This is a genomic window from Vulcaniibacterium gelatinicum (assembly GCF_008033445.1).
Classification (GTDB): domain Bacteria; phylum Pseudomonadota; class Gammaproteobacteria; order Xanthomonadales; family Xanthomonadaceae; genus Vulcaniibacterium_B; species Vulcaniibacterium_B gelatinicum.
Genome location: NZ_VNKO01000001.1, coordinates 23538 through 43566 on the forward strand (window position 1 = coordinate 23538; position 20029 = coordinate 43566).

Annotated in this window: 14 protein-coding genes; 2 read left to right on the forward strand and 12 right to left on the reverse strand. The window is 71.8% G+C overall.

Annotated elements, in window-relative coordinates; all coding sequences use genetic code 11:
* Positions 1–79 precede the first annotated feature (79 nt).
* The 4 genes from FPV26_RS00130 to FPV26_RS00145 form a co-directional block, all read right to left on the reverse strand.
* Positions 80–1456, reverse strand: a complete 1377-nt coding sequence (locus tag FPV26_RS00130; RefSeq protein WP_246109159.1) for a S8 family peptidase — start codon at positions 1454–1456, stop codon at positions 80–82.
* Positions 1457–1647: 191 nt separating this feature from the next.
* On the reverse strand, positions 1648–2499 hold the full coding sequence (apbC, locus tag FPV26_RS00135) for an iron-sulfur cluster carrier protein ApbC (RefSeq protein ID WP_147651748.1): 852 nt from the start codon (positions 2497–2499) through the stop codon (positions 1648–1650).
* Between the two features lie 261 nt (positions 2500–2760).
* Positions 2761–3243, reverse strand: a complete 483-nt coding sequence (locus FPV26_RS00140; RefSeq protein ID WP_147651224.1) for a glutathione peroxidase — start codon at positions 3241–3243, stop codon at positions 2761–2763.
* Between the two features lie 8 nt (positions 3244–3251).
* Entirely contained in the window at positions 3252–5297 is a 2046-nt protein-coding gene (locus tag FPV26_RS00145) for an amidohydrolase family protein (RefSeq protein ID WP_147651226.1), read from the reverse strand.
* Between the two features lie 249 nt (positions 5298–5546).
* Between FPV26_RS00145 and FPV26_RS00150 the strand changes: the two genes are divergently transcribed.
* Entirely contained in the window at positions 5547–7685 is a 2139-nt protein-coding gene (locus tag FPV26_RS00150; RefSeq protein WP_425473025.1) for a M3 family metallopeptidase, read from the forward strand.
* Positions 7686–7781: 96 nt separating this feature from the next.
* Here FPV26_RS00150 and FPV26_RS00155 read toward each other — a convergent pair whose 3' ends face one another.
* The 8 genes from FPV26_RS00155 to FPV26_RS00190 all read right to left on the reverse strand — a co-directional run bounded on the left by FPV26_RS00155 (position 7782) and on the right by FPV26_RS00190 (position 18098).
* Positions 7782–12134, reverse strand: coding sequence for a DEAD/DEAH box helicase (locus FPV26_RS00155; RefSeq protein WP_147651235.1), 4353 nt, complete (start codon positions 12132–12134; stop codon positions 7782–7784).
* A gap of 116 nt (positions 12135–12250) precedes the next feature.
* Positions 12251–13378 (reverse strand): cyclopropane fatty acyl phospholipid synthase, encoded by a 1128-nt coding sequence (gene cfa / locus FPV26_RS00160; protein WP_147651237.1) that lies wholly within the window; start codon positions 13376–13378, stop codon positions 12251–12253.
* Positions 13379–13405: 27 nt separating this feature from the next.
* Positions 13406–14230 carry a hypothetical protein gene (locus FPV26_RS00165; RefSeq protein WP_147651242.1) on the reverse strand — a complete coding sequence of 275 codons (825 nt, stop codon included), beginning with the start codon at positions 14228–14230 and terminating at the stop codon, positions 13406–13408.
* A 133-nt stretch (positions 14231–14363) separates the two neighbouring features.
* Complete coding sequence (locus tag FPV26_RS00170; RefSeq protein ID WP_147651244.1) at positions 14364–14573, reverse strand: cold-shock protein; 210 nt, start codon at positions 14571–14573, stop codon at positions 14364–14366.
* A gap of 233 nt (positions 14574–14806) precedes the next feature.
* Positions 14807–15166 (reverse strand): GNAT family N-acetyltransferase, encoded by a 360-nt coding sequence (locus tag FPV26_RS00175; protein WP_220429050.1) that lies wholly within the window; start codon positions 15164–15166, stop codon positions 14807–14809.
* Between the two features lie 4 nt (positions 15167–15170).
* The gene (locus FPV26_RS00180) at positions 15171–15776 is read right to left on the reverse strand and encodes a rhomboid family intramembrane serine protease (protein ID WP_147651246.1); all 606 of its coding nucleotides are present in this window, start codon (positions 15774–15776) and stop codon (positions 15171–15173) included.
* Positions 15777–15791: 15 nt separating this feature from the next.
* Positions 15792–17402, reverse strand: a complete 1611-nt coding sequence (locus FPV26_RS00185) for a POT-type proton-dependent oligopeptide transporter (protein WP_147651279.1) — start codon at positions 17400–17402, stop codon at positions 15792–15794.
* A 63-nt stretch (positions 17403–17465) separates the two neighbouring features.
* Positions 17466–18098 carry a glutathione S-transferase family protein gene (locus FPV26_RS00190; protein WP_147651281.1) on the reverse strand — a complete coding sequence of 211 codons (633 nt, stop codon included), beginning with the start codon at positions 18096–18098 and terminating at the stop codon, positions 17466–17468.
* 158 nt (positions 18099–18256) lie between these two features.
* On the opposite strand from FPV26_RS00190, the gene FPV26_RS00195 reads away from it, so the two are divergent.
* Positions 18257–20017 carry a M14 family metallopeptidase gene (locus FPV26_RS00195; RefSeq protein WP_147651284.1) on the forward strand — a complete coding sequence of 587 codons (1761 nt, stop codon included), beginning with the start codon at positions 18257–18259 and terminating at the stop codon, positions 20015–20017.
* The last annotated feature ends 12 nt before the right edge of the window (positions 20018–20029 follow it).

Sequence of the window (20029 nt, forward strand, 5' to 3'; positions counted from 1 at the left end):
TTCCGGCCTGCCATCCTCTAAACGACGAAGGCCCGGCCTTACGGCCGGGCCTTCGGGGCAACCGCCCTGCGGGCGAGGATCAGAACCCGCTGGCGTTCAGGCGGCCGTTGCTGACCACCTTGCCGTTGCACGCGGCGGTCGGCACCGCCGCGCCCAGGATCGCGGCCTTGACGTCGGCCGCGGTGGCGCCCGGACGGGAGGCCTTGTACAGCGCCGCCGCGCCGGTCACGTGCGGGGTGGCCATCGAGGTGCCGTTGTAGCTGGCGTAGGCCGAAACCAACTGGCCCTTCACGCTCTTCGGCACCGTCGAGTAGATGCCCGAGCCCGGCGCGCAGATGTCCACCGTGGTGGCGCCATAGCTCGAGAACGAGCTCATCGCGCCGCTGCTGGTGATCGAGGCCACACCGATGATGTTGGCGTTCGGGTACTCGGCCGGGTAGCAGGCCGAGCCGCTGTCGCAGTTGAAGGCGTCGTTGCCGGCCGCGGCGATGAACAGGATGTTGGCCGCATTGGCGCGCTCGATCGCGTCCTGCAGCGCCTGCGAGAAGCCGCCGCCGCCCCACGAGTTGTTGGTGGCGACGATGTTCAGGCCGTGCCGGGTCTTGAGGTCGGTGATGTAGTCCACGGCCTTGATCGCGTTGGCGGTAGAGCCGCCACGGCGGCCGAGGAACTTGGCGCTGATCATCTTGATCCCGCTCCAGCACACGCCGGCCACACCCTTGCCGTTGCCGCCCACACCGCCGATGGTGCCAGCCACGTGCGTGCCGTGGTCGTCGTTGGCGCCGCCGGAATTGATGTTGTTGCTGTTGCCGTCGAAGTCCCAGCCGCGGTAGTCGTCCACGTAGCCGTTGCCGTCGTTGTCCACGCCGTCGATCGGGTCGTACGGGTTGGTCCAGATGTTGGCGGTCAGGTCCTCATGCTGCCAGTAGATGCCCTCGTCGATCACGCCGACGATGACGTTGCCGCAGTCGGTGCGGCCGGCACCCCAGGCCTCGGCGGCCTGCGAGCCGTACTGGTTGGCCGGCGAGGACGCGTCGCCGTACATGCCCCACAGCGAGCCGTTGGTGTAGTAGGTGTCGTTCGACGTGGCGCTGTGCTGGTAGATCCAGTTCGGCTCGGCGTACTCGACCGCGGCGTTGCCGTTCAGCGCCTGCACCGCCGCCGCGACGTCGCCGCCGGCCGGCAGGCGCAGCAGCGCCAGCTCGCCCCGCTTCGCGTTCCCCGCGCGAACCGTCTCGAGCTTCTGCGCACCCAGGCCGCGGCGCACGGACTCCTGCGTGGCGGCGTCGGTGCCGTCACGGAACTTCACCAGCAGTTGGCCCGCCTCATGCGGGCGGCCGGCCTTGAGGCCGGCGATGATGAGATCCGGCCGGCCGCCGGCGAGGGCGGCGGACGACAGGCCGAGCGAAACCAGGACGGCGCTCGCGAGCGCCGCGCGACGAATGGAACGATGCACGTGATTCCCCCGAATTGATGTGCAAGACAACGGCGGAAGGATTCCCGCCGCTGGAGGCCGACTGTAACGGGGCGTGGCGCAGCGAAACATGCTGCGCTGCCGCAAAAGCGCACATGAACGTCACAGTTCTGCAATGACGCCGGTCCTTCCGCTCCGTGACCGACGGCACGGGCCGCGCCGGCAGGCCGGGGCTACAGCAGTTGCGCGCCGAGGGTCACCAGCGCCCGCGGCCGCAGCGCCAACTGCGCGGCCACCCGGCGGGCCGTGTCCCGGTAGGCCCGGGCCGCGGGGGAATCCGGGTCCGACACCACCACCGGCACCCCGGCGTCGCCCTGCTCGCGGATCCGCAGCTCCAGCGGCAGCGAGCCGAGCAGCGGCACCCCGTACCGGGCGGCGATCCGCTCACCGCCGCCGTGGCCGAAGATGTGCTCGGCATGGCCGCAGCGCGAGCACACGTGCACCGCCATGTTCTCGACCAGGCCCAGCACCGGCACCTGCACCTTGTCGAACATGCGCAGGGCCTTGCGCGCGTCCAGGGTGGCCACGTCCTGCGGGGTGGTCACCACCAGCGCCCCGGCCACCGGGATCTTCTGCGCCAGGGTGAGCTGGATGTCGCCGGTGCCGGGCGGCAGGTCCACCACCAGGTAGTCCAGCTCGCCCCACAGGGTCTGCTCCAGCAGCTGGGTCAGGGCCGAGGTCGCCATCGGCCCGCGCCAGATCATCGGCGTGTCCTCCTCGACCAGCAGGCCGATGGACATCGCCTCGATCCCGTGCGCCCGCATCGGCTCGATGGACTTCCCATCCGGGCTGTCCGGACGCCCGTGCAGGCCGAGCATGGTCGGGATGCTGGGGCCGTACACGTCGGCGTCGAGCACGCCCACCTTGGCCCCGTCCGCCGCCAGCGCCAGGGCCAGGTTGACCGCGGTGGTGGACTTGCCCACCCCGCCCTTGCCCGAGCCGATCGCGATCACGTTGCGCACCCGCGGCAGGGGCGCGAGCGCGCCCTGCGGCGCGTGCGCGTCTATCCGCTGGTGGATTTCCAGGCTGGCCAGGGCCAGCCCTTCCGCCGCCACCGCCTCGCGCACCGCCTGCTCCAGCGCCCCGCGCACCCCGCCGACCGGCACGCCGAGCGTGAGGCTGACCGCGGCGCGCCCGTCGCTGGCCGCGGCGCGGATGCGCGCGCCGGTGTCCGCGAGCGGCCGGCCGGTGACGGGATCGGGGATGGCGCCGAGGCGCTGTTCGAGCGGGGACATGCGGATTCCTGCGGGCAAAACCGCATTTTACCGGCCGCCCCCGCCCGAACCTCAGCCCAGCGCGCGCTCGATGTCGGCGGCCAGGCTCTCCGGCGTGTCGGTGGGCGCATAGCGGCGCAGCACGCGGCCGTCGCGGCCGACCAGGAACTTGGTGAAGTTCCACTTGATCGCGCCGATGCCGAGCAGCCCGGACTTCTCCTCCTTGAGCCACTGCCACAGCGGATGCGCGCCGGCACCGTTGACCTCGATCTTGGAAAACAGCGGGAAGCTCACGTCGTAGTTGAGCGAGCAGAAGCTGCGGATCTCGGTCTCGTTACCGGGCTCCTGGTGGCCGAACTGGTCGCATGGGAAGCCCAGCACCACCAGGCCGCGGTCGCGGTAGTCGCGCCAGAGTTGCTCCAGCCCCGCGTACTGCGGGGTGAAGCCGCATTTCGAGGCGACGTTGACGATCAGCAGCACCTTGCCGCGCCATTCGTCCAGCGTGCGCGGGCGGCCTTCGATGTCGGTGGCGGTGAAGTCGAAGGCGGTGGTCATGGCCGTGCTCACCTGCCCGTGCTCGTGACCGGGACCGGCGCGGCGAACGGCTTGACGCCGAGGGCCTCGTGGATCGCCGCCGGGGAATAGGCCGCCTCGCCCTGGATCACCAGCGCCACCTTGCGGATGTCGCCGATGTCCGCGGTCGGGTCGCCGTCCACCAGCACCAGGTCGGCACGCTTGCCCGGGGCGATCACGCCGCGGTCGGGCGTGCCGGCGATGCGGGCGGCGTCGCGGGTGGCGGTCTGCAGCACCTGGGCCGGGCTCAGCCCCGCCTCCACGTACAGCTCGAGCTCGCGGTGCAGGGTGAAGCCGGCGATCGCGTCGGTGCCCGGCACGATCGGGATCCCGGCGCGGTACATGCGGCCCACGAACTCGACCATCTTCCGGTAGCTGCGCTCGTAGCGCTCGGCGGTGGCGTCGTCGGGAATGTCCATTTCGGCCGCGCGCAGGCCGCGCTGGAGGGTGACGGGGAGATGGCCGGCCACCGCCGCATATGCCGGCGAGAGCTGACCCGGGCGCTGGCGGATGAAGTCGAACGTGGCCAGGGTCGGGTCCACGGCCACGCCCCGCGCTTTCAGCAGCGCGATGAAGTCCTGCACTTCCCTCGAATCGAAGTCGAGGTCGGCCACGCCGCGCGCGGGCAGGTAGAAGCGCTCCAGCGTGCGGGTGTCGGTGTCGTCCTTGACCAGGAAGTTCAGCAGCACCTGGTTGATGTGCTGGATCTCGTCGAAACCCATCTCCACCACGTCGCGCGCGCGCAGGTACACCGGCACGTGGCCGCTGACGCGCAGGCCCCTGGCGTGCGCGTAGGCAACGGTCTCGCGCAGGATCTCCTTCGGGAACGAGTTGTAGATCTTGACCTGGCGGTAGCCGTGCGCGGCGTACCAGTCCACCGCCTGCTTCGCCTCGTCCAGGGTCTTGATCACGAAGCCGTTGCGCGCCGACATCGGGCTCTCGCCCTCGATGAAGCCGGCCGGGACCACCTCCGGGCCGAGCAGCCGTCCGGCCGCCTGCTCGCGCATCAGCTCCTGCAGGGTGGCGTTGTCGTTGCCGAGGTCGCGCACGGTGGTGACGCCGGCGGCGAGGTGCAGCCCGCCGTCCCAGCGCCCGGTGTGCACGTGCATGTCGAACAGGCCCGGCAGCAGCACCCGGCCGGCGGCGTCGATCACGTGGTCGGCCCGCGCGCGTTCCTGGCCGGCGCCGGCGATCGAAACGATGCGGCCGCCACGGATCAGCACATCGGAGGCCGGGCCGAGCACGGCCCGCTCGCTGTCGAACACGCGCGCGTTGCGGATCAGGGTGGTGCCGGGCAGCGGGATGGTCAGCCGCTGCTTCAGGGCCACGACCTCCTCGCCCTCGGCCTGCTTCTGCCGCGCTTCCAGCGCCGCGGCATTGGCTTCCCATCCCTCCTCGATCAACTGCACGAAGCCGGGGAAGATGAATGCGAACAGGCGCGGCGCCGGCTCGTCGGTGACCCAGACGAACACGGGCGCGAGGCCGATGCCGGTCAGCGCCAGCAGCCGCACTGTGCGGCGCTCCCCGCCGCGACGCACCTCCGCCTCGGCGGCCTTGCGCAGGGTCATGGCGCCGCCCGGGATCAGCGGCAGGCGGCCGTCACTGCGGCGGGACAGCGCGGAGACCGCCACCGAATACGCGTACGGCGAGCCGGCCAGCGGCAGGTACATGGCGCCATCCGTGTGCGCGGCCTCGCCCTCGTCCGAGGTGGACTTCCAACGCGCCTTGCCGGCCTCGCGCACGAACGTCTCCTCGATCGGCGCGCCGAAGGTGGCCGTGCCCTGCAGGCGGTAGCTGGCGAAGGTGCCGTCGTCCGCGAGCACGAAGCGCTCCTTGAGCTCGGGGCCGCGGCCGTTGTCCTTGAACACGTAGTCCACCGACACACTGCCGTCGTCGGCGAAGTCCACCACCTGATGCCCGGCGCGCTTGCCGCCGTCCACCAGGGCCACGTAGCGCAGGGCGTCGCCCGCCCGGGCCGGGCCTGCCAGGCAGACGGCCAGGAACAGGTTCAGCAACAGGCCGATGCCACGTCGCATACGGAGACCTCGTGCGGGATGACGGACACCGACGATAGAACGCGCCACCGCGGCGGGCAACGGCCACGGCGCGCCCCCTGCCTTTCGTCATGGGCCCGCGACGGGGGCTTGCGCTACCCTCGCCTGCTCCCACCCGCCGAGGAACACCGCCCCATGAAGCACCCGCTCGCCTGCGCCCTCGCATTGGCCATCGCCACCTCCGTGGCCGGTGCCGCCAGCGCGTGGGCGGCCCCCGCCGACCCCGCCGTCATGTCCATGGATCCCGCCCAGGCCAACCCCTTCTACACCGAAAGCCCGCTGCCGCTGCAGTACCCGCAGTTCGACCGGATCCGCGACGAGCACTTCGCGCCGGCCTTCGACCGCGGCATGGCCGAGCAGTTGAAGGAGATCGAGGCGATCGCGAACAACCGCCGCAGGCCGACCTTCGACAACACCATCGTCGCGATGGAGAAGTCGGGCCAGCTGCTCGACCGCGCCACCACGGTGTTCTTCAACCTGGTCGGCACCGACACCAACCCCGCCCGGCAGCAGCTGCAGCGCGACTACGCGCCCAGGTTCTCCGCCCACCGCGACGCGATCCTGCTCAATCCGAAGCTGTTCGCGCGGATCGAGGCCCTGTACCTCAAGCGCGACAAGCTGGGCCTGGACGCCGAGGGCGTGCGCCTGGTCGAGAAGTACTACGAGGACTTCGTCCGCGCCGGCGCCAAGCTGAGCGAGGCGGACAAGGCCCGGCTCAAGGCGATCAACGCCGAGCTGGCCGAGCTCGGCACCAAGTTCAACCAGAACGTCCTGGCCGAGGTCAACGACTCGGCGATCGTGGTGGACAGCCGCGAACAGCTCGCCGGCCTGAGCGAGGAGCAGATCACCGCCGCGGCCGAGGCGGCCAAGGCGCGCAACCTCGCGGGCAAGTACGTGCTCGCGCTGCAGAACACCACCGGCCAGCCGCCGCTGACCTACCTGCACGACCGCGCCCTGCGCGAGCGCCTGTTCAAGGCCTCGATCGCGCGCGGCAGCCGCGGCAACCAGTGGGACAACACCGCGATCGTCTCGCGGGTGGTCAAACTGCGTGCCGAACGCGCGAACATGCTGGGCTACCCCACCTACGCCCACTACGGCCTGGAGGACCAGACCGCGAAGACGCCCGAAGCAGTCAACGACATGCTCTCCCGGCTCGCGCCGGCCGCGGTGGCCAACGCGAAGAAGGAGGCCGCCGACCTGCAGGCGATGATCGACGCCGAACAGAAGGCCAAGGGCCAGCCCAGCTTCAGGCTGGAGCCGTGGGACTGGGCCTACTACACCGAGAAGGTGCGCAAGGCCCGCTACGACTTCGACGAGGGCCAGCTCAAGCCGTACTTCGAGATGCGCAACGTGCTCGAGAACGGCGTGTTCTTCGCCGCCAACAAGCTGTACGGCCTGACCTTCAAGGCGCGCACCGACCTGCCGAAATACCACCCGGACACGTGGATCTACGACGTGTTCAACGAGGACGGCACGCAGCTGGCGATCTTCATCTTCGACCCGTACGCACGTCCGTCCAAGCGCGGCGGCGCGTGGATGAACTCGTACGTGTCGCAGTCGGCGCTGATGGGCACCAAGCCGGTGGTGGCCAACCATCTCAACATCCCCAAGCCGTCCGAGGGCCAGCCCACCCTGCTGACCTGGGACGAGGTCACCACCACCTTCCACGAGTTCGGCCATGCCCTGCACGGCATGTTCTCGAACGTGAAGTACCCGTACTTCAGCGGCACCAGCGTGCCGCGCGACTTCGTCGAGTACCCCTCGCAGGTCAACGAGATGTGGGCGGACTGGCCCGAGGTCCTGGCCAACTACGCCAAGCACCACGTCACCGGCGAGCCGATGCCGAAGGCGCTGCTGGACAAGGTGCTGGCGACGCAGAAGTTCAACCAGGGCTTCGCCACCACCGAGTACCTGGCCGCGGCGATGCTCGACCAACGCTGGCACCAGCTCGCGCCCGAGCAGGTGCCCGACGCCGCCGGGGTGATGGCGTTCGAGGCCGAGGCGCTCAAGCGCGACGGCGTGGACTTCTACGCCGTGCCGCCGCGTTACCGCACGCCGTACTTCAGCCATATCATGGGCGGCTACGCCGCGGGCTACTACGCCTACATCTGGTCGGAGGTGCTCGACGCCGACAGCGTGGAGTGGCTGAAGCAGAACGGCGGCCTGACCCGCGCCAACGGCGACCACTTCCGTGCCACCCTGCTCTCGCGCGGCGGCAGCAAGGACGCGCTGGAGCTGTTCCGCGACTTCGCCGGCCGCGAGCCGCGGATCGAGCCGTTGCTCAAGCGCCGCGGCCTGGATGCGGCGGTGCCGGAAGCCGACGACAGCGCGGCGCCGGAGGCCGACCCCGACGAGCCGAAGAAGCAGTAAGCGCCGGAGCCACCGGACACGGAAGACGACGCCGCCCGGAGCGATCCGGGCGGCGTTTTTCGTTGCCCCGTCGCCGACGCCGCGCGGCGGGAGCGATCAGGGCGCGACGGTCGCGCCGGCCTCCGCTGCCGCGCCCGGTTCGCGCAACAGTGCCTTGCGCACCAGGCGCGCGTCCCCGGGCGACAGCGGCGCCAGCGGCCGCACCTCGCCCGCGACCAGCGCCGCGAGCGCGATGCCGTCGCGCCAGGCGATGCGCGCGCCGGGCTGCCGCGGCACCTTCTCGCCGGGCAGCACGAGGCCGGCGAGGTTGAGCGGATCGAATGCGGACAGGCACAGGATCCCGCCGTCGTCCGGCCGCCTGCGCGCCTGGCGCAGCGCGCCCACCGCCTCCGGCAGCGCGAACTGCTCGCCGGACAGGCCGGCGACGAACCGCCCGCCGCGGATCTCCCCGCGCGCCTCCAGCCGGTGGTACACCCGCAGCAGTTCGCGCCAGGGCGGCAGCCACGCGGCCTCGCGCTCGAGCAGGCGCCAGAACACCACGCCGTAGCGGCGCAGCAGCGTGCGCGCGATGTGTTCGACGGCCTCGGGATCGGGCTTTCCCGCCCCGCCTGCGGCCGGCGCGGGCGGCGCGCGCCGCGTCAGGGTCCACCGCCCCGCGTCCGCGATCCCGAACAGCGGCGCGCGCCGGCCGCGGCGATTGAACGCATGCGGCCGCTTCGACTGCGGGACCAGCAGTGCGCGCAGGCCGGCGAAGCTGTCGCAGCTGGCCCGGCCGCGCGCCACCAGCTCGGCCAGCGCGTCCTCCAGCTCGGTCTGCAGCAGGTGCGTGCCGGCGGCGATCTCGTCGAAGAACGAGGCGCCGTGCGCCTGCAGCCAATCGGCGACCTTGCGTGCGCGCGAGGACAAGGGCGGCTCGTCCTCGCGGCCGGTGCCGGCGAACTGCGCCCAGGCGGCCAGCTGCCGGCGCGGCAGCAGCACGATCGGCGTGGTACGCACCGGCGCGGCCGCGCCACGCGCACCGCCGGCCTCCGACGCCGCGCCGCGCAGGCGCGCCCAGGCGATGCGGCCGGCGGTGCACAGGTCGTCGAGCCAGGCGATGGCATAGTCGGCCACCCGTGCCGGCAGCAGCTCGCTCTCCCAGACCGCCGCCGGCGCTTCAAAGCCCTCCAGCTGCGCGAGCACGCCGGCGAGCGCCTCCGGGCCGCTGACGCGGCTGGTGTGCGACACCCGCTGCCAATCGGCCAGGAAGCGCATGAAGTGGCGCGGCTCGACCGGCTCGATCTCGCGCCGCAGGCGGCCGAGGGTGGTGCGGTGGATGCGCGCGAGCAGGTGGCGTTCGCACCACTCCTCGGCGCCGGTCTCGTGCGCCGCGGCGGTGAAGTGGCCGCGCATGGCGTAGCCCTCGCCCTCCAGCCGCAGCAGCGCGATCGCGACCTCGGATTCCGGCGCCGCCAGCGCCTGCGCGAGCGCGGCGACGGTGGTCGGCCCCACCCCGGTCAGCCGCGCGCGCAGCAGTTCGGTCAGCGCGTCCTCGCGCGCCCAGGCCCGCGCATACTCGGCGGGCGCGACGATCGCGGGCACGCAGCGCGCACCCGGATGCACGGCCCGCGCCTGCGGCAGGCGTTCGGCCGCGCACCACAGCCCCCGCCCGTCGTCCATCGCCAGCCGCGTCGCGCGGTGGTCCCTGGCCAACCGCTGCAGCCAGTCGTCCCAGCCGTGGGCTTCGCCCTCCTCGTGCGTGACCCAACCCAGGCCCATCAGCGCCTCGTGCATCTCGTCCGTGCCGCGCACCTCGGGCCAGGCCTGGGCGCGCACTTCCTCGATCGCGGCCGGATCGAGCCGGCCGAGGTCGCCGGCCTGGTCGCGGTCGGCGTGGCGGCGGGTCATCACCGCCTGGGTGCGGCGCTCCTCCAGCGGCGCATCGTCCAGGAACGCGTACGGCCGCGCGCTCAGCGCCTCGGCCGCGAACGGCGACGGCGCGGCCACATCGCACGCCTGCACCTCGATCCCGCCGCGTTCGATCCCGCGCAGCAGCGCCAGCCAGCCCGCGGCGTCCATGGCCTCGTACAGGCAGTCGTGCAGGGTCTGCGCGACCAGCGGGTGGTCCGGGATCTCGCGTTCGCCGACGATGTTCTCCAGGCACGCGACCTGGTCCGGGAACACCGTCGCCAGCAGGTCCTCGGCCCGCATCCGCTGCAGCTGCGGCGCCACCTTCGCCCCGCCGGCAAAGCGCGGCAGCGCCAGCGCGGTGGTCGCGTTCCAGCGCCAGCGCACACCGAACAGCGGCGCGTCGAGCAGCGCCTGCACCAGGATGTCGAGCGCCGAGGCCGAATGCAGGTAGCCGGCGACCTCGATCAGCGGGAACGAATGGCTCGTGGACAGCGACAGCACGATCGCGTCCTCGGTCGCCGCCGCCTGCAGCTCGAAGTTGAACTTGCGACAGAAGCGCTTGCGCAGCGCCAGGCCCCAGGCGCGGTTGATGCGGCTGCCGTAGGGCGAATGGAGCACGAGCTGGGTGCCGCCGGATTCGTCGAAGAAGCGTTCGAGCACGATCCGCCCGCGCGCGGGCATCGCGCCGAGCGCGGCGCGCTGGCGGTGCAGGAAATCGGCGAGCTGGACGGCGGCGTTGGCGTCCAGGCCGAGTTCGCCGGCCAGCCACGCGACCGCGGCCTCGCGCTCGCGCGAGGCGACCTCCTCGCGCAGGCGCGACACGCCGATCGAGAGCTCGTCGCTGCGCCCCGGCGCCTCGCCGAGCCAGAACGGGATGTTCGGCGGCGCGCCCTCGGCGTCCTCGACCCGCACCCGGCCCGGCTCGATGCGGCGGATGCGGTAGCTGGCGTTGCCGAGCTGGAACACGTCGCCGGCCAGGCTTTCGACCGCGAAATCCTCGTTGACGTTGCCGATCACCGTGCCCTGCGGTTCCAGCACCACGGCGTAGTCGGCCGTGTCCGGGATCGTGCCGCCGGAGGTCACCGCGGTCATGCGCGCGCCGCGGCGGCCGCGCAGGCGCCGGTGCACCGCGTCGCGGTGCAGGTGGCCGGCGCGCGGGCCGCGCCGGGTGGCAAAGCCCTCGGCCAGCATCCGCACCACCGCGTCGAAATCCTCGCGCGCGAGCCGCGCATACGGCCAGGCACGGCGGTACCCGTCGTACAGCGCGTCCTCGTCCCACTCCCGGCACGCCACCTCGGCCACGATCTGCTGCGCGAGCACGTCCAGCGGCGCCTGCGGCATCACCAGCGCGTCGAGCTCGCCGCGGCGCACGCAGTCGAGCAGCGCCGCGCATTCGACCAGTTCCTCGCGCGTGGTCGGGAACAGCCGCCCTTTCGGCACGCCGCCGACGCAGTGTCCGGAACGCCCCACCCGCTGCAGGAACGCCGAGATCGAGCGCGGCGAACCGATCTGGCACACCAGGTCCACCTCGCCGATGTCGATGCCGAGCTCGAGCGAGGCGGTGGCCACCAGCACCTTCAGCTGCCCGGCCTTGAGCCGCTGCTCGGCGTCCAGCCGCAGCTCCTTGGCCAGGCTGCCGTGGTGCGCGGCGACGTGCTCGCGGCCGAGCCGTTCGGCCAGGTGCCGCGCGGCGCGCTCGGCCATGCGCCGGGTGTTGACGAACACCAGCGTGGTGCGGTGCTGCGCGACCAGCTCGGCGATGCGCGCGTACACCAGCTCCCACTGCTCGTTCGACATCACCGCCTGCAGCGGCACGGGCGGGACGTCGAGGGCGAGGTCGCGCGCACGGGTGTAGCCGATGTCCACGATCTCGCAGTCCGGCGTGGCGTCCGCCGCCACGTGCCCGGCCCCGACCAGGAACCGCGCCACCTCCTCCACCGGCTTCTGCGTCGCCGACAGGCCGATCCGCGTCAGCCGCCGCCCGCACAGCGCCTCCAGCCGTTCCAGCGAGAGCGCCAGGTGGCTGCCGCGCTTGCTCGCCACCATCGCGTGGATCTCGTCCACGATCACCGTGCGTGCGCTCGCCAGCATCGCCCGCCCGGAGTCGGAGCCGAGCAGCACGTACAGCGACTCGGGCGTGGTGACCAGGATGTGCGGCGGCTTGCGCCGCAAGGCCGCGCGCTCGCCCTGCGGGGTGTCGCCGGTGCGCACCGCGGTGCGGATCTCCACGTCCGGCAGGCCCATCCGCGCCAGCTCGGCGCGAATGCCCTCCAGCGGCGCCTCCAGGTTCAGGTGGATGTCGTTGGACAGCGCCTTCAGCGGCGAGACGTACACCACCTGGGTGGCGTCGGGCAGGCCGTGCTCCAGCCCCTCGCGCACCAGCGCGTCAATGGCCGAGAGGAACGCGGTGAGGGTCTTGCCCGAGCCGGTGGGTGCGGCCACCAGGGTGTGGCGCCCGGAGCGGATCGCCGGCCAGGCCCGCACCTGGGCCTCGGTCGGCGCCGGGAAGGTGCGCGCGAACCAGGCGGCGACGGCGGGGTGGAACGCGGCCAGCGGCATCGGCGGATTATCCCGCCGGCCGTCGCCGCCCGGGTGAACGCCCGCGCCGAAGTGGAACCGGATCTGGCCCTGCATCGGGCCAGCCTCCTACTCCCGCGTCGCACCGCGCGAGACGCTCACCGCGGCGCGAGGTAGCCCCCCGGCACCCCGCGCGGCGAGAGCACCACCTGCCAGAGCTGGATCCGCCGGGCGCGGAAGCTGGCCATCGCCCCGGCCAGGTAGAACCGCCACATGCGCCGGAAGCGCTCGTCGTAGCGCGGCGGCAGCCGCTGCCAGGCGGCCTCGACGTTGGCCCGCCAGGCCTGCAGGGTGCGGTCGTAGTCGGCGCCGAAGTTGTGCCAGTCCTCGATCACGAACCGCCCCTCCACCGCTGCCGCGATCTGCGCCGCCGAGGGCAGCATCGAGTTGGGGAAGATGTAGCGCGCGATCCACGGGTCGGTGTGGGCGCACGAGCGGTTGCCGCCGATGGTGTGCAGCAGGAACAAGCCATCGTCCGGGCCATCCCCGGCCAGGCAGCGGCGGGCGACCTCGAAATAGACCGGGTAGTTCTTCACCCCGACGTGCTCGAACATGCCGATCGAGAACACCCGGTCGAAGCGCCCTTCGAGCGCGCGGTAGTCCTGCAGGCGGATTTCGACCGGCAGACCGGCGCACAGCCGGCGCGCGTACTCGGCCTGTTCGCGCGAGACGGTGATGCCCACCCCGGAGACGCCGTAGCGCTCGGCCGCGAACTTCAGCGCCTCGCCCCAGCCGCAACCGATGTCGAGCACGTGCATGCCAGGCTGCAGGCCGAGCTTGCGGCAGACCAGGTCGAGCTTGGCTTCCTGCGCCGCGTCCAGGGTGTCCGCGTGGCGCCAGTAGCCGCAGCTGTACACCAGCCGCCGGCCGAGCATGGCTTCATACAGGTCGTTGCCGAGGTCGTAGTGGCGCTGGCCGATGGTGAAGGCGCGGCGCCGGCTCTGCAGGTTCTGCAAGCGCGCACGCACGCCGTCCACCAGGTCGGCCAGGCCGCGCGCACGCTCGTCCAGCCGCGCGTCCAGCAGGCGGAACAGGAAGCCGTCGAGCGAGCCGGCGTCCCACCAGCCGTCCATGTACGACTCGCCCAGGCCGAGCGAGCCCTGCAGCAGCACGCGCGCGTAGAAGCGCGCGTCGTGCACCGCGATGTCCCACGGCCGGTCGCCGCCGATGCGGACGTCGGCCGCCTCGAGCAGGCGCTCGACGCGCCCACGCAATCCCTGCCCCATGACCTTGCCCCCCGCTCCCGTCCCGTCTCAACGCTCGGCCGCCGGCGCGCCGGCCTCGAACCATCCCCGGTAGGCCGGCGCCAGGTGCGGCCAGAGTACCGCGGCCGGCACCTCCGCCGTCTGCACCGCGTCCGCATACCCCTCCACACGCAGGGGCGGAAACACGAAACGCAACGCGAGGATGCGTTCTCCCGGGCCGAACACCGGTTCGAAGTGGGCGAAGGCCTGCGGCGTGGGCCGGACCAGCGTCTCGATCTCGGTACGCGCGGTCTTCAGCAAGGCCTCTCGCTGCTCCGGCGGCACCTTGTCGTAGGCCAGGCGCCGGGCGAAGGCCGCCACCAGCTCCAACCGAACCAGGCGCGCGATCGCCTCCCAGCCGGCCGCCCCGGGCACCAGTTCCGCCACGGTCAACATCCGCCCCTCGCCCGGCAGCCAGACGAAGCGCGCGATCAGCGGCTCGCTCGCCTCCCCGCCCACGTAGCGGCTGCCGTCGGCCGCCACCACCACGAACCGGGGCGAGGCATGCCGCACGCGAAAGACCAGGGTCAGGTCATAGGGCCCCTGCTGCTGCGGCGGCTTGCGCGCCACCGCCGCCAGCAGCCGTGCGCGTTCGGCCTCGGCATGGCGCCGCAGCGCCTCGGCCAGGCCGGGCGGCAGCGTCACCGATGGCGGGAAGGTGATGCCGAGCAGGTACTGCGGCGTGTGCTCGGCCAGGTCCCGCAGCGGCGACACGGTCGCCTGCGGAGGCGGATCTTGCGGCGTGGCGCCGGCCGCGGGCGGCGGCTTCCCCCCCTCCCCTCGGCAGCCGGCGAGCGCGACGACGATCACGACGGGCAGCGAAATCCAGCGCATGGCATGCAGGCATCCGATCCAGCCATGCCCACATTATCGGCGCGGGCGTGAGCGCCGCCTCCACGCGCGGGGCCCGCGCCAAAGAAAAACCCGGCCGAAGCCGGGTTTTCCGTGGTCCGCGGGGCCGGACGCCTTACAGCGCCTGCACCTCGTCGGCCTGCATGCCCTTCTGGCCCTGCACGACCTTGAACGACACCCGCTGGCCTTCCTGCAGCGACTTGAAGCCGCTGCCCGTGATCGAGCGGAAATGCACGAACAGGTCCGGGCCGGACTCCGGGGTGATGAAGCCGAAGCCCTTGGCGTCGTTGAACCACTTGACGGTACCGGTCTGACGATCCGACATGTCTTTACTCCTTGATGAGGATGATGAAGGGACACGGCCCGCGACGTGCGAGGCCGAGACTGTCCAGCAAGGGGTAATGACGCGTAACGATGTAGCGGATCGCCGGGACGGGGCACGCCCCGAAAACGTTGGATCTACCGCATCGGGCCACGATGTACCGTGATCCCGCCTGAAACAGTGGGCGCACTGTACAGGGATCCGCCGCGAAAAGCGAATCCGGGGCTGAACCTCAGCTATCCCCTTCCCCACGGGGAGCCCCGCTCCCCGCCTCTCCCTCCGCTTGCGGGGGGAGGGGGGGCGTCCGCCCGCAGCCCCTCGTACTCCGGGTGGCGCCGCATCCAGGCATCCGCGTATGAACAGCGCGGCACCACCCGCCAGCCCTGCGCCCGGGCGTGGTCGAGCGCGGCCCGGACCAGCGCCGCCGCGATCCCGCGGCCGCCGATCGGCGCCGGAACCACGGTATGGGTGATGGTCATGGTGCTGCCGTCGAGCAGGTAGTCCACGAACCCCTCGTGGCCCTCGACCAGGAGGCTGAACCGCCCCCGCGCCGGATCGTGGCCGATCGCGCGCGCCCACTCCTCCGCGACCATCATCGGCTCACCCGAGCCCGGGGTTCAGCAGCCGCGCCAGGAGCGCGCCCGCCACCCGCGGCTCCATCATCAGCGTGAACAGCACGCCGTAGCCCGCGCCCCACAGGTGCGCGCTGTGGTTGACGTTGTCCTGGCCGTGGCGGTCCATCCAGATCGAGTAGCCGATGTAGAGCACCGCGTACACGATCGCCGGCACCGGCACGAAGAACACGAAGATCAGCGACCACGGCTGCACCAGGATGAAGGCGAACAGCACCGCCGAGACCGCGCCCGAGGCGCCCAGGCTGCGGTAGCGGGGATCGTGCCGGTGGCGCAGGTAGGTGGGCAGGATCGCGACCAGCAGCGCCGAGAGGTAGAACAGCGCGAAGCCGGCCTGGCCGATGTAGGGCACGAACCAGCGTTCGACCATCCGCCCGAAGAAGTACAGCGTGATCATGTTGAACAGCAGGTGCGCCCAGTCGGCGTGGACGAAGCCGTGGGTGAGCAGGCGGTCCCACTGCTTCCAGCGGTCTATCGCGGGCGGCCACAGGATCAGCCGGTCGAGCAGGCGCGGGCGCTCCCACGCCAGCCATGACACGAGCACGGTCACGCCGATGATCAGCCAGGTCGTCATCACGGGCAGTCCGCGTCAGGCCGCACGGTAGTGGTCCTGCATCGGGTAGTGCCGCGCGTACCAGGCGAACGCGGCCGCGGCCAGGAACGCGAAGCCGGCGAAGAAGAACATCAGGAACGCCGTCTCGCTCAGGCCGGTGCTGGCGATCTGCGCGGTCACCGCGTCGTTGCGCACCGCCGCGTTGGTCATCAGCACCCACAGGTTGCCGACCGTCACCGACAGCATCCAGAAGCTCATGATCGTGCCCTTCATGGACATCGGCGCCTGGCTGTAGGCGAACTCCAGGCCGGTGGCCGAGACCAGCACCTCGCCGAAGGTCAGCAGCGCGTACGGCAACACCTGCCACACGATCGAGACCGGCTCGCCGCCGTCGATGGCCAGCTGCAGCAGGCCGGCCGCCACCCAGGCCAGGCCCGAGAAGGCGATGCCCGTGCCCATCCGCCGCAGCGGGGTCACCTGCATGCCCATGCGCCGCAGCGCCGGGTACAGCACCAGGTTGTTGAACGGGATGATCAGCATCACCAGCAGCGGGTTCAGCGCCTGCATCTGCGCCGACTGGAACCAGTCCGGCTTGGCCATCAGCTCGCCCTGCAGCACCCAGGTCGAGGCCTTCTGGTCGAACAGCGACCAGAACGGGGTCACGAACGCGAACACGATCAGGATCCGCAGCACCGCGCGCACGCCGTCCACCGCCTGGTCCGGGTGCGCGCCGCGCGCGCGCTCGAGCTGCATCGAGGTGCCCAGGCCGCCGAAGGCGATCACGATGACCAGCGCCGTGATCGCGACGATCACGAAGCCCAGGTCCTTCGGCCACCACGCGAATCCGAGCACCAGGTTCAGCGCCCACGCCGCGAGCATGGCCACGCCCACCACCAGCGAGCCGTAAGCCAGCCAGGTGCCGAGTCCCGGCCCCTGCCGGCCACCACGCAGCGCAGTGGCCACCACGCGCATGAACGAATGCGGATCCGGCGGCGTCGGCGGCAGGTGCACGTACTTCTTGCGTCCAGCCCAGAAGATCACCAGGGCGATGAACATCAGCAGGCCGGGGATGCCGAACGCCACCGCCGGCCCGAAGTTGCGCAGGAACACCGGCATCAGCAGCGAGGCGAAGAAGCTGCCGAAGTTGATCGTCCAGTAGAACGCGTCGTAGACGACCTTGGCCTTGTGCTCGTTGGACTTGTCGAACTGGTCGCCGACGAAGGCCGAGACCAGCGGCTTGATGCCGCCCGAGCCGAGCGCGATCAGGAACAGGCCGGTGTAGAAGCCGGGGCGGTTGTCCTCGAACAGCGCCAGGCAGGCGTGGCCGATGACGTACACCACCGACAGCCAGAAGATGGTGTTGTACTTGCCGAAGAAGCGGTCGGAGATCCAGCCGCCCAGCAGCGGGAAGAAGTACACGCCGATCACGAAGGTGTGGAACACGTCCTTCGCGATGCCCTGGCGCTCGGCCTCGGGCGCATAGGCGAGCAGCACGCTGGTGACCAGGAACGGCACCAGGATGTTGCGCATGCCGTAGAAGCTGAAGCGCTCGCAGGCCTCGTTGCCGATGATGTACGGGATCTGGCGCGGCAGGCGCGCGGCGGGGGTGGCGGCGACGGGGGCCGCGGAACTGGCGATTTCGCTCATTCGGGACCGGCTCGGATGGCGGAAAGGCCCAAAGCCTACCCTATCGCCCGCTCACGACCGCACTCACCCCCACTCGGTCAGCCCTTCCCGCTCGTACAGCATCCTGAACGTCGGCCGCGCCTTCATCCGCGCCGCCAGCGCCTGCAGGGACGGCCAGTCCGTCGCCGGCCGCGGCATGTTGCGCGACCAGCGCAGCAGCATGGTGAGGTAGAAGTCGGCGGCCGACGGGGCATCGCCCAGCAGGTACGGGCCGTGCACGGCCAGGTGGTCGTCCAGGCGCTGCCAGGCGGCCTCGATCCGCGGCCGCACCAGCTCCCGCGCCAGTTCCGCGTGCTCCGCGCCGGCGACCTCGTGCGGATACCACCAGATCCGGAACAGCGGCTGCACCGCGTTGGCGAGGTGGAACATCCACTGGTGGTAGTCGGCGCGGCGCGGGTCGTCGTGCGCGGGCGCCAGGCCCTTCTCGGCGTGGCGGTCGGCCAGCGTCATCAGCAGCGCCGCAGCCTCGAAGTGCGGCCTGCCGTCCGCCACCAGCGTCGGCACCACGCCGCTGGGGTTGAGCGCGAGGTAGTCGGGCGCCTTCTGCTGTCCCGCCTTGAGGTCCACCAGGCGCAGTTCGTACGGAACGTCCAGCTCGAGCAGCAGCCAGTGCACCGCCATGCTGGCGGCGCCGGGCGCGTAGTACAGCGTGTACATGCAGTGGCCTCCGGCGGGAGCGGCGCCATGATCGCATGCGCTCGCGCGGCGAGCGCCTCGTTGCCGACGATTCCCGCCAACCGCGTGACCGCCGCCACGTCTGCCGCGGCATACGGCTCGGCTACCATCGCCGCCTTCCTCCCCACGAGCCCCCGCCGATGCGCCTGCTGCTCGCCGCCGCCCTGCTCGCCCTGGCGACGCCCGCCCTGCCCGCCGAGCCCGCGCTCACCACCATCGCCGAGCGTTCCGGCTTCGTCCGCACCGGCCGCTACGACGAGGTGCCGGCGCTTGCCGCGGCCTTCGCCCGCGCCTACCCGGACGCGGTGCGCCACCAGGTGTTCGGCACCACGCCGGAAGGCCGGCCGATGCAGGCGCTCGTGGTCACCCGCACCGGCGCGTTCGATCCGGCCGAAGCCAGGCGTCGCGGCCTGCCGGTGCTGCTGCTGCAGGGCGGCATCCACGCCGGCGAGATCGAAGGCAAGGACGCCGGCTTCCTTGCCCTGCGCCAGATGCTCGAAGGCGAGGCGGCCCGGGGCGTGCTGGAGCAGCTCGTCATCGTGTTCGTGCCGGTGTTCAACGTGGACGGGCACGAGCGCTTCGCGGCCTGGAACCGGCCCAACCAGCGCGGGCCGGAGGAGATGGGCTGGCGCACCACCGCGCAGAACCTCAACCTCAACCGCGACTACGCCAAGGCCGACAGTCCGGAGATGCAGGCGATGCTCGGCCTGCTCGCGGCCTGGGATCCGATCGCGATGGCCGACCTGCACGCCACCGACGGCGCGCAGTTCGAGCACGACGTCTCGATCCAGGTCGAGCCGCTGCACGCCGGCGACGAGGCCCTGCGCGCGGCCGGCCGCGCGATGCGCGACACGGTGATGGCCGCGCTCGAGCGGCAGGGCTCGCTGCCGCTGCCGTTCTATCCCTCGTTCGTCGAGGGCGACAACCCGGCCTCGGGGTTTGCCGACGGAGTGGCGCCGCCACGCTTCTCCACCGGCTACTTCCACCTGCGCAACCGTTTCTCGATGCTGGTGGAGACGCATTCGTGGCGGCCGTACCCGCACCGGGTGCGGGTCACCCGCAACGTGATCGTGGCCCTGGCCGAACTGACCGCCCGCCACGGCCGCGACTGGCTGCGCCTGGCGCAGGCGGCCGATGCGCGTGCGGCGCAGCTCGCCGGCCAGCCGGTGCCGCTGTCCTGGCGCGCGACCGACAAGGCGCGGACCATCGCCTTCCGCGGCTACGCCTACACCCGCACCCCGTCGGAGGTCTCCGGGGCGCTGATGACCCGCTACGACGAAGGCACGCCGCAGGTCTGGCACATCCCGCTGCGCGACGAGATCGTGCCGGAGCTGACCGTGACCGCGCCGGGCGCGGGCTATCTGGTTCCGGCGGCGCACGCGGCCTGGGTCGGCGAGCGGCTGCGCCTGCACGGCATCGAGTTCCGTCGCCTGGACGCGCCGCTCGCGGCGGCGCCGGTCGAGGCCTTCCGCGCCGGCAAGGCCACGTTCTCCGGCGCCTCGTTCGAAGGCCGGCAGACGCTGCGCCTGGAGGGCGCGTGGCACCCGGAGACGCACGATCTTCCGGCCGGCAGCCTGTTCGTGCCGATCGCGCAGCCCAAGGCGCGGCTGGTGATGGCGCTGCTCGAGCCGCAGGCGCCCGATGCGTTCGTCGCATGGGGCATGTTCAACGCCCACTTCGAGCGCAAGGAATACATGGAGGACTACGTCGCCGAGGCCGTGGCGCGCGAGATGCTGGCCCGCGACCCGGCGCTGAAGGCCGAGTTCGAGCGCCGGCTGCGCGAGGACGCGGGCTTCGCCAAGGATCCGGCCGCGCGGCTGGAGTTCTTCGCCCGCCGCCATCCGTCCTGGGACGCGCGCTACAACCTGTATCCGGTGCTGCGCACCGACCGGGCGCCGTGAGCCGGGATCCGG